This is a genomic window from Streptomyces sp. NPDC052042 (assembly GCF_044548345.1).
Lineage (GTDB): Bacteria > Actinomycetota > Actinomycetes > Streptomycetales > Streptomycetaceae > Streptomyces.
The window spans coordinates 45,214-58,220 of the sequence record NZ_JBIUBU010000023.1 but is presented as its reverse complement, the minus strand read 5'-3'; the positions used below and the strand labels follow the sequence as shown (position 1 = coordinate 58,220).

Here is a 13,007-nt window from a genome sequence, read left to right as displayed (position 1 = left end):
GGTCAGGCCTTGACCGCGGGCTGCGCGCGTTCACCGGGTGCGTCCACGCGGGGCACGGAGTCGCCCTGCCATGACGAGAACATCCTGGCCGTGAACACGTAGCCGACACCACTGCCGAGCGCCACAAGGGGAATCGGCATCGCTGATTCGGGCACGGCGAAGAAGACGGCGGCGCCGATCACCGCCCAGCCGACGGCGAGGACGTTCACGCCGCCGGTGTAGCGGTAGGGACCGTGCGGGTCAAAGAGGGCCGGTACGTCGATGCGGCCCCGCTTGATGAAGACGTAGTCGGCCAGGATCACGCCGATGATGGGGGCGAAGAAGTTTCCCATGACCGACATGTAGTCGCTGAACTGGTCGATGAGCGAGGGGAAGGCGGCCAGTGCCGTTCCTGCGGCGGCGACCACCAGGGTCGACCAGAAGCGCCCCAGCCGGGTGGCGAGGTTGGCCAGCGCCAGGCCGCCCGTGTAGACGTTCATCACGTTGATCGTCCAGTTGTCAAGGACCAGCACGATCAGGACGAGGATCAGTGTGACCGAGCCGACGCCGAGGCCGGGGATCACCTCGAAGGCGTTGGCCGTCTTGCCGCCGGTCGCAGCGGCGGCGTAGGCGCCGAAGATGGTGGCTCCGACCGTACCGATCAGCGCGGCGGCCATGGTGCCGGTCCACATGTCCTTGCGGGACTTGGAGTAGCGGCAGTAGTCGGCCGCGTCCGTCACCTGGCTGAACCACGCCGCCGCGATGGCGTTCACCCATGCCGCGAACACCGCCCACTTCCAGCCGACCGAACCGGAGTAGGAGAAGACCTCACCGGGCGCGAATCCCGGCGCCTGGTGGGTGGCCATCAGCCAGAAGAGGTACCCGAGGATCACGAGCTTGACCGGGAAGGCGATCTGCGACAGCCCCTTGAGGAACTTGTATCCGAAGAGGGCGACGGAGGCCTGGAGGACCGCGAAGACGATGCTGACGCCGATGAGCGACAGCTTCACCCCGAGCCAGGCATCGATGACGGCCAGGATGCCCATGGCGCCGGCCAGGGTCTGGAAGGCGAACCAGAAGGCCGAACTGATGGTGCGCAGTACGGAGACGATCCAGCGGGAGGCTTCGATGCCGAGGAATGCCCGGGTCGACACGATCCCGGGCAGGCCGTAGTCGACGCCGACCGTGGCCATGACGGTGTAGGCGATGAAGGCGATGAGGATGCCCAGTACTTGGGCAGTGACCGCGGCCCAGAACGAGAGCCCCGTCAGGATCGCGAGTCCTCCCATGAGGATCAGGCCGGGGTTGAGCATCACGTTGAAGATGATCTGGAACAGGTCGTACCAGCGCACGGTCCGCTGGTCGTCCGGCACGGGTTCGACGCCGTACTGCTCCACTCCCGTCGGCTGGCGGTAGGACTCCGGTGCGTTGCCTTCGGAGCCTGGTCTGCGTGGAATGTCAGTGGACATGAGGGGGCCTCTGATCCGGGCGATGGGGAAGACGGAGGTAAGGGGGAGAAAGGCGGAGGGAGGACGGCGAGCGACGCCTCAGGGGAGTGGGCTGTTCGCCTCGGCGTTGGGCACAGGCGCCGGAAACCGCCCGTCCGCAGTGCCTCGCACGGGCACGGGCATGGACACGTCCGGGCGAGGAGGGGAAGTGCCTCGCACGGGCGTAGACGCCGCCCGTGCGAGGAAGAGAGGCACCGCACACGGGCGGGGATGCCGCCCGGCGAGGAAAAAGAGGGGGCGCCCGGGTCAGGACGCGGTGCCGCACCAGCGGGTGGCGAGGACGGCGTAGGTGCGGGCCGCGAGCCAGACCTCGTCGAGGTCGACGTATTCGTCGTTGCCGTGGGCGACGCGCAGGTCACCGGGGCCGAAGACGACGGACGGCACACCGGTCCGGGTGAACACGGTCGCGTCGCACACACCGTAGAGCCCGGTGTAGGAGGGCTGGTCGGAGAAGTCGGTGCCCTGGGCCGCGGCCCGGTATGCACCGGCGACGGCCTGACTGATGGTGTCGTCGGGCGAGGTGACGAACGGGTCCCAGTTGAGCTTCCACTCACAGCGCGGGCGGTGGTTGCGGAGCCACGGATCGGCGTCCGCCGCACGGTCGATGACGGCCTGGATCTCGGCCATCACGTCCTCGGCGGAGCGCTCGGGGTGATACATGACCCCGTACTCGATGGTGGCCGAGTCGGACAGGGCGAACGGGACGGTCAGTTCGCCGGGGCCGCCGCGCATGGCACCGGGCAGCAAGGAGAAGTGGCCGTTGTACCAGAGGTCGTGCCGCTGAGTCTGGGCCCATTCGTCCTCGAGCGCACGCAGCGCCTGGTAGAGGAGGAAGACCTTGTCGATGGCGTTCACGCCGATCGAGTCGCCGGACTGGGTGGGGTGGATGGTGGCGCCCCGCATGGAACCGTGCACCTTCTTGCCCTCGACCGTGACCGAGAACCACAACAGTCCGGGGCTGGCGACCACGATCGACAGCGGTGTGGGCGGCGCGCTCGGCTCCGAGACGACCGCGGCATCCGCGACGTACCCGCGCTCAACCACCGCGCCGGTCCCGCAGGCGTGATCACCGGTCTCCTCACCGACCACGCACTGCAACTGCAGCTCTCCACCGAGCTCGATCCCGGCCTCGCGCAGGGCGATCGCGGCATAGGCCTGAGCGACGAGCCCGGACTTCTGGTCGGTGGTCCCGCGGCCGTACATCCGGGAACCGATCACTTCGCCGGAGAACGGCAGGGCCTTGGTCCACTCGGCCGGATCTCCGCCGGGGACGACGTCCACATGACCGTTGAAGATCAGCGAGTTTCCCTCGCCCTTGCCGACGATCCGGCCGACGGCGTTGTCGCGTCCCTCCTCCACGGCGAAGACATCCACGGACGCCCCGGCACGGCGGTAGAGGTCGCTGAGCAGCGCGGTGGCCTCACCTTCCCGGCCGACATGTTCCTTGTACTCGATTCCTGGATATTTCGGGCTCACGGACGGGATCCGAACGAGCTCCTGCAGGCTCGCCGTCATCTCGTCGCGCAGCCCATCAACGACGGACATCAAGTGGTTCAGCTGGGAAGTCTCTTCGGGCGAGCTCACAACGCCTCCACTGGCGCACTCGGATGGTGCGATGCCCGCCACCGTCTCGGTGCCGGGCCTCGCCGCTTGGCCAGAATGAAACATGTGATTGGATTCATGCGTCAATAGCCAATCTCGAAATTTGCGTTACACGTCGAGATCGCCGAAGAGTCGCGCGCGGAGTCGCATCGGGGTCACACCCGGACCTCCGGGAACGCAGCGCACTCCACCCACCCCCACCCTTGATGAAACAAATTTTTCATGTTAGGTCTTGAGTGGAGTGTGTGAATCTATAATTTCGGCAGCCCGAACGCCGGGCGGCCAGGAAGGCGTGGGCCGGGATGAACCAGAACGATGAGGGCCGCGGAAGCGTCGAACACGTGGGGCGGACGTTCGCGCAGGCTCCTTCGCACAGCGCGCGGGAGCATGTCGAGCAGACGGAGCGCTTCGCGGCGCGCAACTACCATCCGCTGCCCGTCGTTCTCTCCTCAGGGGACGGCGCCTGGGTGACCGACGTGGACGGACGCCGATACCTCGACTGCCTGGCGGGCTACTCCGCCCTGAACTTCGGCCACCGCCCGCCGCGCCTGATCCAGCGCGCCCACGAGCAGCTCGACCGGCTCGCCCTCACCAGCCGGGCCTTCTACAACGACCAGCTCGGCCCATTCGCCGAGGCGCTCGCCCGGCTCACCGGGAAGGACCGTGTCCTGCCGATGAACAGCGGCGCCGAGGCGGTCGAGACGGCCATCAAGGTGAGCCGCAAGTGGGGCTACACCATGAAGGGCGTGGAGGCCGGCCGGGCCACCGTCATCACGATGAGCGGCAACTTCCACGGGAGGACGACCACGGTCGTCAGCTTCTCCGACGACCCGGTCGCCACCGACCACTACGGGCCCTTCACGCCCGGGTTCGTGCAGGTGCCCTACGGCGACGTCCAGGCGGTCGCCAACGCGATCGACGACACGGTGGTCGCCGTCCTCTTTGAACCTGTGCAGGGCGAGGGCGGCGTGGTGGTCCCGCCGCCCGGATTCCTGAAGGAGCTGCGCGAGCTGTGCACGCGCCGCAACGTGCTGATGGTGGCCGACGAGATCCAGTCCGGCCTGGCCCGCACCGGCCGTACCTTCGCCTGCGACCACGAGGGCGTGGTCCCGGACATCTACGTACTCGGCAAGGCCCTGGGCGGTGGTCTCTACCCGGTATCCGCCGTGGCCGCCGACGACGACGTGCTCGGCGTCATCACCCCCGGTACCCACGGCTCGACGTTCGGCGGGAACCCGCTGGCGGCCGCGATCGGCCATGAGGTGGTCGCCATGCTGTCGACGGGGGAGTACCAGGAGCGCGCCCGCGTCCTGGGCGAGCGACTGGGCACCCGCCTGCAGAAACTGGTCGGTGCCGGAGTGCTGGCGGTGCGCGTCAGGGGGGTGTGGGCCGGAGTCGACATCGATCCCGCGCTGATGACCGGACGCGAGGCGTGCGAGGGCCTCATGCGGCGCGGCGTGCTGGCCAAGGACACCCACGGGTCGACCGTACGGTTCGCCCCTCCGCTGGTGGCGACCGAGGACGAGATCGACTTGCTCGTGGACGCCCTGGCCGGAGTCCTCGACGAGGCGCGGAGCTGACCACGCGTCGGCCCGGTCCGCTGCATGGGGGCGTGGTGTCCCCCACGCAGCGGGCCGGGCACGGTGTCGCACCCCGCGCGCCCGCCGCGATGTTCTGGGCTGACATCCAGGGCGGACGTCCGGGACGGCTCGTGCGCCGTTCCGCTTCCGCCCCGTACGGTCTCCTGTGCCCGTTCCGGTCTCGTACGGCGGATGTAACGGATGTTTCAGTGCGCGCCCAGTCTTGGTAGCCTTGAAAAATGGAGACGATACCGGGGGGGCATGCATCGGTTCGGAAGCTACTGCTCTCCGCCATGGACGGCCTGAGCAATGGCGAACGCAAGGTCGCCCGGGCGGTGTTGGCCCAGTACCCCACGGCCGGCCTGACCACCGTCGCGGATCTGGCGGGCGGTGCGGGGGTCAGTTCGGCGACGGTGGTCCGTTTCGTCACCCGGCTCGGCTTCACCGGATTCCCGGCCTTCCAGCGTTGCCTTGTCCACGAGTTGAACGGGGAGTCGGGCTCCCCGCTGAAGCAGTACGCCGAGAAGACCTCGACCTCCGCGAAGGGCGTGCTTCCGGAAACGCACCATGCCTTCGCACAGTTGCTGGACGCCACTTATGCGGAGCTGCCGGAGTCGGAGTTCGCCACCCTCGTCAAGCTCCTCAGCGACCCGGCGCGAAGTGTACGGGTGACCGGGGGCCGGTTCAGCCGACTGCTGGCCGAGTACCTGGTCATCCACCTGTGGCAGCTGCGCGAGGACGTCGACGTGGTTGGCCCTGAGGAAATGCAGCGTCGCAGGGCACTCGCCGACGCTGGCACCGGCACGGTCCTGCTGATGCTCGACTTCCGCCGCTACAGCGAGTCCAGCCTCCGTTTCAGCGAGGAGATGGCCGCCCGGGGCGCCACCGTGTGCCTGATGACGGACAACTGGCTCTCCCCCATCGCCAAGCTGGCCAAGGTGGTCCTTCCCGCACGGGTGGAGTCCGCCTCGCCTTTCGATTCCCTCGTGGCCGCGATGGCACTGAGCGAGAGCCTGGTGGCTGCGGTGACGGACGCCGCGGGACGCGCGGGCCGGGAGCGGATGGAACGCTTCGAGGCGGCCACCGAGCACGCCTGAACGCACGGCCCTGGACTTCCTGTCCGGGGCCGTGCGTTCCCTGTTCCCAGGACCCGAACTCGCCGTCCAGGGCAGCGAGCTCCCCGCCGTCGGCCCCGTACTCGGCGAAGTCGCCCGGCTCCGCGAGCGGCCCGGGGCCGACCCCGCGAAGCAGCGGTGGCCGGCCCCGGGCCGTGGAGTTGACGGGCTGCCCGGACTGTCACGGCCATCCGTCCGTTGTTCCCCAAACACCAGGGGCGCCGGAAACACCAGCGGGGCTCTCCATGGCGGCAACCGTTCCGAGGTAGCCGGCCAGCAGGGCTGCGGCAAGGGCACGTACGTCCTCGTCATCGGGCAGGAAGCGCGAGGAGTGCAACGGCTCGGACGTCTTTGTGCCGACGAACAGCATGACCGAGGGCACCCGTTCGCAGAAGTACGAGAAGTCGTCCGAGCCCAGGGAGCGCAGGTCCCCGGAGACGGCGAGCCCCCTGCGGTCCAGCTCGTGCGCGATGCTCCGGACCAGTGCCGGGTCGTTGTCGAGCACGGGTTCCCCGTGGGTGATGGTCACCGATGCCGTGCAGGCGTGTGCCCGCGCGACGGACTCGGCGACCTCCGTGATCCTGCGGTGGACCAGCTCCCGGGTCGAGGACGCCAGCGCCCGTACGGTGCCGGTCGCACGCGCCGAGCCGGCGATCACGTTCGCGGCGTTGCCCGCCGAGAACGACGACACTCCCAGGACGGCGGGCGTCATCGGGTCGACGGACCGGCTCACCACGCTCTGCAGCGCGACGACGATCTCGGACATCGCCAGCAGCGCGTCGTTCGTCAGATGGGGATACGCCGCATGTCCGGGCCTGCCCCGCACGACGATCTCGAACTCGTCGGAGGAACCGTTGACACCCCCCGGAGTGCACGCCACCTCGCCGGGGGCGAGCAGGGGCTGGACATGGGCCCCCACCATGGCGACGCACTGCTCGGACTCGACGAGACCACTGGCGACGATGTCCCGCGCACCGGACGGGTACGTCTCCTCGCGCGGCTGCAGCACCGCGAGCAGCGGTACGGGAGGACCGGTCTCCGCCAGGGCTCCCGCCACGGCGACGAGTGCGGCGAGGTGGGTGTCATGACCGCACGCGTGCATGACACCCGGCCGGGCCGAAGCCCAGTCCACACCGGTGTCCTCGGTGACGGGCAGCGCGTCCATCTCCCCGCGCACGCCGATCGCCGGCCCCGGCCCGCCGATCCGCAGTACGGCACCGGTATCGGCCGTCTTGACCGCCGCACCGGCCCCCGGCAGCGCGGCCAGCACCGTGTCCCGGGTCGACGCCTCGTCCCCGGACAGGTCGGGCTCGCGGTGCAGCCGGCGTCTGAGGTCGAGTGCAGCAGGCAGGTGCCGGTCCAGGGCTGCCCACAGGGCTTCGTGCACGGCGGGGTCAGTCACGGGGCAGTCCGTAGAGGCGCTGTGCGTTGGTACGACCGATCATCGTGGCGACCCGGATGGCCTCGTCCTCGGCCCACTCGCCCTCCTCTACCCAGTCGCCGAGCGCCCGGGCCATTCCGCGCCGCCAGAGCACGGCGCCCAGGTGGTGCAGCTCGGGCGGCCCCCAGGCGTCGGAGGAGTACAGCACCTTGGTGAAGGGGGCCAGTTCGAGGCTCTCGGCGACGACGGCGGTGGAGGCGGCACCGGTGTAGTTCACCCCGAGACCGACGTCGAAGTAGACGTGCGGAAACACCTGCGCGAGGAACCCCGCGTTGCGTTGATACGGATAACAGTGCAGCAGTACGACATCGGTTCCGGCGTCCTCGATCTCCTTGAGCCAGGGCATCAGCAAAAGCGGGTCGCACCGCCGCAGATCCAGGTCGGGGTCGCCATACCCGGCGTGCAGCTGCAGGGGGAGACCGGTGTCCACGCCCGCCCACAGGACCATCCGCAGCAGCACTGGATCACTCACGCGGGCGCGGGCGCCCGTCGCCAGCTCGCGCAGCCAGGCGCCGGCCGCCCGTTCCACCTCCTGAGCGGAGGGGCGGGCGGGGGCGAAGTCGAAGCCGTACCGGTAGGCGATGATCGACTTCAGGCCGACCGCCGACACGGTGGCCTCGGCCAGCGCCGTCCGGAAGTCGTCGGCGAGGCTCGCGGCGCTGCTCGTGGCGGCGATCTCCTCAAGGACGGCCTCCAGGCGCACGATCTCCGAGAAGCGGGCGGGCATGCGGGCGGCGAGCGTCTCCGTCGGCAGCAGTTCGTCGCTCTTGAAACCGGTGTCCAGCAGCCAGTCGGAGGTACGGGCCTCGGTCAGGAAGAGGTCCGACAGCTGCTCCGGGGTGCGCCCACAGCGCGCGTTCCAGTACGTGTCCGCCGGCGCGTGGGCGGGCAGGCCGAGCAGCGGTGCGCAGTGCCGTCGGATCGCGAACCCGATCTGGGAGTCGAACTGGGTGACCCCTGACGGGATCGGACGGTCGGATTCGGTGATCATCGTCTCGAACCGGCCGCGGCTCACCGTCGCGGCGAGCGGGGCGTGCACATGGTGGTCGACCAGCGGCAGCGTGGCGATGTGGCGGCGCAGTTCAGTAGACATCGGCGACCCGCTTGCACACGGCCCGGTCGTCCAGACCGGAGACCTCTGCCAGTTCGGCCCGTTTCACCGAGCGGTGCGTCTCCAGCAGTTCGTCGGAGAACCAGCCGGACACCACGTCGTCCTTGTCGAGTTCGAGGAGGGCTTCGTCGAGGCTGTGGGGCAGGGAGGGCACCTCCGCGAGCTCCGACTCCCCGGTCTCCTCGGGCCACACCTTCGGCTGCGCGTAGTTCTCCTCGATCCCGTGCAGTCCGGCCCTCACCAGTACGCCGAGGACCAGCCACGGGTTGGAGGTGGCGTCCGCGGCGCGGTACTCCAGGTTGAACTGGTCGGCCGTGACACCGCCGCCCAGGCTGCTCGTCGGGCAGATCCGCAGCAGGGCCTCCCGGTTGCGTTCGGCCAGGAAGACCCCTGCGGAGCTCCAGCGCCGGGGCGCCAGACGCAGGTACGAGCTGGGGCTGCCCGCCGTGAACGAGAGCAGCGCGCGAGCGTGCCGGAGGATGCCGGCGCTGAACCGGCCGCCCAGCTCGGAGAGCTCGCCGGGGCGCTGTTCGTCGTGGAGGACCGGGCGTCCGGTCTGCGCGTCGCGCAGGGAGAGGTGGACGTGCACGCCGTTGCCGCTGCCGTCGGGGTGCAGCAGCGGCGCGAACGTGGCCCGGTGTCCGTGCCGGGACGCGAGGTCGCGGACCACCTCCCGCAGGATGACCGCGCGGTCCGCGGCGGTCAGGCCGTCGGTGGGGCGCAGGGTGATCTCGAACTGGTCGGCGCCGAACTCCGGCAGCCACGTCTCCGGTTCGAGTCCCATCCGGGCCAGCAGCGCCACCAGTTCGCTGCCGAACGGCTCGACGGACCGGAACCGCTCGAAGGAGAACGGGGCGCTGCTGTCGAGTCCAGGGAGCATGAACTCGTGCTCGAAGGTGGCCACCACCTCGAGCCCGGTGGCACGCCGGAGGTCGTCGAGCGCCCTGCGGGCGAACGTCCGCGGGCAGTTGTCCCACGGGGTACCGTCCGGCAGCACCTGGTCGGCGAGATACAGACGCACACCCGGCACATCTCCGCGGGTGGGGATGTCGACGCCGGTGGACTCCGCCGGCAGCAGCTTCAGGTCACCCGTCGAGCCGAACGGGTTCGGCGCGATCTTTCCGAAGGCCGTCACCGCGAGATCGGCCGGAACCCACCCCACCCCGCGGCGCAGCACCCCCTCGGCCGCGTTGCCTGGTGCGGCACGCCCCCGGGTGAAGCCGGACAGGTCGTTGGTCGCCACGAACACTGTGGATGAAGAACTCATGTCTACCTCTTCGATCGGACCGCGCCTTTGTGCCGCAGGTCCCACAAGGGCGCGGGAGGGCCGCGGGAACCTCGATCGAGAGTTACAAATCTTTCATCCATGGTCAAGAGTGCACGACACGCAACCGTCATTTCAGCGGTCGTTCGGAATCGACGTTTCAGAAACTTAATATTCAGCTATTGCCGAAAGTTAAATTTCATCCTACGGTGGCATACCCGAACCGAGTGTGGCCCCGTCCACCAACGCCGGGCACACCTCCCCGCCCGCACGGACCACCGGACGGGCAGTCGAAGGGAACGAACGTGGCGACCCGAGTGCCGTTCAAGAACCTGGCCGAGGCGGAGCGCCTCGCCAAGCGCAAGCTGCCCAAGGCCGTCTGGCTGGCCGTGAAGGCTGGCAACGAACAGGGTTGGACCCTGGACGAGAACCTGCGGGCCTTCAGCGAACTGGGCTTCTCGCCGACGGTCTTCGACCGCCCGACCTCCTTCGACTTGCGCACCACCGTCCTCGGGATGGACATCGACTTCCCCGTCCTCGTCTCGCCCGTGGGCGCCCAGGCCATCCACCCCGACGGAGAGGTCGGGGTGGCCCGCGCCGCGGCCCGCGCCGGCACCGCGACCGGACTGAGTTCCTGGGCCTCCGACTCCGCCGAGGACGTCGCCGCGGTCAATCCGAACACGATGTTCCAGCTCTACTGGGTCGGCAAACGCGACCAGATCGAGGCCCGGGTCGAGGCCGCGCGCCGGGCCGGCGCCAAGGCGCTGATCGTCACGCTCGACTGGTCGCACACACCGCGCCGCGACTGGGGCGTGCCCCCGGCCCCGCCGAGCTCCCTCGACCTCAGGACCATGGTGCGCCTCGCCCCGGAGGCCCTGTCCCGGCCGGCCTGGTTCGGCAGCTACCTGCGCCGCGGCCGGATTCCCGAACTGAAGGTGCCCAACCTGTTCGACCGTATGGGCAACGTGCCGTACTTCGGCACGGCCTGGGCCGAGTTCGAGGCGACGCCTCCGCCCACCTGGGACGACGTGAAGTGGCTGCGTGAGCTGTGGGGCGGCCCGTTCATGGTCAAGGGCATCAACACCATCCGGGACGCCAAGCTGTGCGTGGACCTCGGAGCCGACGCCATCTCGCTGTCGAACCACGGCGGCAACAACATCGACGGCAGCCCCTCGCCGCTGCGGTATCTGCCCTCGGTCGTCGAGGCCGTGGGCGACCAGGTGGACGTACTCGTCGACGGTGGCATCCGGCGGGGCTCGGACGTGGTCAAGGCGCTGGCCCTCGGCGCGAAGGCGGTCCTGGTCGGCCGTGCGATGCTCTACGGCCTCGCGTGCGCCGGCGAGGCGGGCGCCTACGCGGTGTTGGACATCCTCCGCAGCGGCATCCGCGAGACCATGTACGGAATCGGTCGGTCCAGCATCCGGGACCTGGAGCGCGCGGACCTGATGGTCCTCAACAGCGACTTCTTTGTACCTCCCACCCGCTGAAGGCACCCGCCCGCCGAACGTTTCTCCCCTCTCACTCCCCCTCGTCATCACCTCCCCACGAAGGAGTCTCCATGTCCACAGCCCCCGACGAGCCGAACCAGTCACCCGTGTGGGACCGCGCCCGGCACGTGGTGCCCCGCGGCGTCTCGTCCGGCCACCGCGTCGGCTGGCGCCAGGTGTTCGTCCGGACCTCGGGGGCGTACGTCTGGGACGAGGACGGCAAGCAGTACACCGACTACCTCAACGCCTGGGGCCCCATCGTTCTCGGGCACTGCGACCCGCGGGTGAACGAGGCTGTCTTCCGTGCGGTCAGCACCTGCGACCTCACGGGAGTGGGCCCCCAGGCCGGGGAGTACCAGCTTGCCGAGAAGATCTGCGAGGTCATGCCCTCGGCCGAGAAGGTCGCCTTCTGCACCTCCGGCACGGACGCCGCCATGCACGCCGTCCATGTCGCGCGGGCCACCACAGGCCGGCTGAAGGTCCTCAAGTTCCACGGCACCTATCACGGCTGGAGCGACCACGTGGCCGTGGGAAGCTCCCGCTCCGACCTGACTGCCGAGTCACACCTCAACACCCCCAACGGCGGAGGGCTCCACCCGGCCGTCGTCGCCGACGTCGTCGTCGTGGAGTGGAACGACGCCCAGGGGCTCCGGGACGCCTTCGACCAGCACGGCCAGGAACTCGCGGCCGCCTTCGCCGAGGGTTACGTCCACAGCTTCGGCTGTGTGCCCGCGCAGCCCGGATTCCTGGAACTCCTCCGTGAACTGTGCACCCGGCACGGGGTAGTGCTCGTCTTCGACGAGGTGAAGACCGGGTTCCGCGCGGCGATCGGCGGCTACCAGTCCCTGTGCGGGGTCACACCCGACCTCACCGTCTTCGGCAAGGCCGTCGCCAACGGCTACTCACTGGCCGGGCTGGCCGGTTCCGACGCGGCGATGGGACACCTCGGCGCCTACTCCAAGACCGAGGCCACCATCGACGGCACCTACAACGCCTCCCCCTACGCGCTGGCCGCCGCCAACAAGACGCTGGAGATCATGGAGAGCGACGACATCTTCGGCATCCTCCACGCCCGCGGCGAACGCATGCGGGGCGGCATCGAGAAGGCCATCGCCGAGACCGGAACCGAAGCCGTGGTGGTCGGCCTCGGCTCCGAGTGGTGCGTCTACTTCCGGCCGGAGGCACCCGTGAACTTCCGGGAGGCCATGCAGAGCGACGGCGAACGGTATGCGCGCTACCACGCCTCCCTGCTGTCCCAGGGCGTGCTCGAACCTGCCTTCCCCACCGGCGACCGACGACTCAACGCCGCGACCACCGAGGAGGACATCGACCGCACACTGGAGTGCGTACGCGTGGCCCTCCAGGCGGCCGCCGCCTGACCCGCACCACCCGCCTGACCGTGTTCGGTGCCGCGACCATGCAGCGAGTCCGGCCCCGAACGTGTGCGCCGGACTCGGTGTCCACAGCCGGGGCCGCCGAGTCCGGACCGCTCGGGAACCGTTGACGACTCTTCGGTGTACCGCGCCTCACTCATGCCGCCTTCCGCGCAGGCGACGCCGTGGCGGCGCAACCGGAACAGAAGGGTGAAGATGGCGGCCGGCCAAACCCCGAAGTGACGGGCGGCCGCGGTGAGCGTGATGTTCTTGGACCGGTGTCCACCAGGCTGCCGTACTTGCGAGAGCGATGTAAGGGCCCTCAGCTTTTGCCACCGGGGCCGGTAGATGTCAGCCACCGGAACAGGCCCCTGCAACGCCTGACCGTCCTGAACATCGTCCGGCTCGGATACCCACCCGGTGACAACGCCCTGGCCCCGGGCATCGCAACTGTCGGGGTCAGGGCTTCCCGGTGTCCCAGAGGGGCAGTGGGGGGGTAGTGCGTGCAGGCGGTGACGTGGAGACCAGGGCGCCGACCGTTGTCAGT

The 13,007-nt window shown here is 69.3% G+C and carries 9 protein-coding genes; 4 read left to right on the top strand and 5 right to left on the bottom strand.

The genetic code is table 11. The features are described from left to right. Positions 1-2: 2 nt before the first annotated feature. Together ACIHCL_RS29280 and ACIHCL_RS29275 are read right to left on the bottom strand one after the other, a co-directional pair. Positions 3-1,448: a purine-cytosine permease family protein gene (locus ACIHCL_RS29280; RefSeq protein ID WP_399866524.1), complete on the bottom strand. Its 1,446-nt coding sequence runs from the start codon at positions 1,446-1,448 to the stop codon at positions 3-5. A gap of 285 nt (positions 1,449-1,733) precedes the next feature. Further along, positions 1,734-3,071, bottom strand: coding sequence for a M20 family metallopeptidase (locus tag ACIHCL_RS29275; RefSeq protein WP_399866521.1), 1,338 nt, complete (start codon positions 3,069-3,071; stop codon positions 1,734-1,736). A 320-nt stretch (positions 3,072-3,391) separates the two neighbouring features. Between ACIHCL_RS29275 and rocD the strand changes: the two genes are divergently transcribed. Beyond that, positions 3,392-4,669: an ornithine--oxo-acid transaminase gene (gene rocD / locus ACIHCL_RS29270; RefSeq protein ID WP_399866520.1), complete on the top strand. Its 1,278-nt coding sequence runs from the start codon at positions 3,392-3,394 to the stop codon at positions 4,667-4,669. A 239-nt stretch (positions 4,670-4,908) separates the two neighbouring features. Further along, complete coding sequence (locus ACIHCL_RS29265) at positions 4,909-5,766, top strand: MurR/RpiR family transcriptional regulator (protein WP_399866518.1); 858 nt, start codon at positions 4,909-4,911, stop codon at positions 5,764-5,766. 199 nt (positions 5,767-5,965) lie between these two features. Here ACIHCL_RS29265 and ACIHCL_RS29260 read toward each other — a convergent pair whose 3' ends face one another. The 3 genes from ACIHCL_RS29260 to ACIHCL_RS29250 are packed head-to-tail and all read right to left on the bottom strand — an operon-like array spanning position 5,966 to position 9,603. Next, positions 5,966-7,186 (bottom strand): M20 family metallopeptidase, encoded by a 1,221-nt coding sequence (locus ACIHCL_RS29260; protein WP_399866516.1) that lies wholly within the window; start codon positions 7,184-7,186, stop codon positions 5,966-5,968. Continuing rightward, positions 7,179-8,318 (bottom strand): amidohydrolase family protein, encoded by a 1,140-nt coding sequence (locus ACIHCL_RS29255; protein WP_399866514.1) that lies wholly within the window; start codon positions 8,316-8,318, stop codon positions 7,179-7,181. The genes ACIHCL_RS29260 and ACIHCL_RS29255 overlap by 8 nt, the downstream gene beginning before the upstream one ends. Then, a complete protein-coding gene (locus tag ACIHCL_RS29250; RefSeq protein WP_399866512.1) occupies positions 8,308-9,603 on the bottom strand; it encodes a glutamine synthetase family protein in 1,296 nt (431 codons plus the stop codon). Before ACIHCL_RS29250 ends, ACIHCL_RS29255 begins: the two co-directional genes overlap by 11 nt. A 302-nt stretch (positions 9,604-9,905) precedes the next feature. Here ACIHCL_RS29250 and mftD point away from each other — a divergent pair, with 302 nt between their 5' ends. Then, entirely contained in the window at positions 9,906-11,087 is a 1,182-nt protein-coding gene (mftD, locus tag ACIHCL_RS29245; RefSeq protein WP_399866509.1) for a pre-mycofactocin synthase MftD, read from the top strand. A 71-nt stretch (positions 11,088-11,158) separates the two neighbouring features. Then, on the top strand, positions 11,159-12,466 hold the full coding sequence (locus ACIHCL_RS29240) for an aspartate aminotransferase family protein (protein WP_399866506.1): 1,308 nt from the start codon (positions 11,159-11,161) through the stop codon (positions 12,464-12,466). The last annotated feature ends 541 nt before the right edge of the window (positions 12,467-13,007 follow it).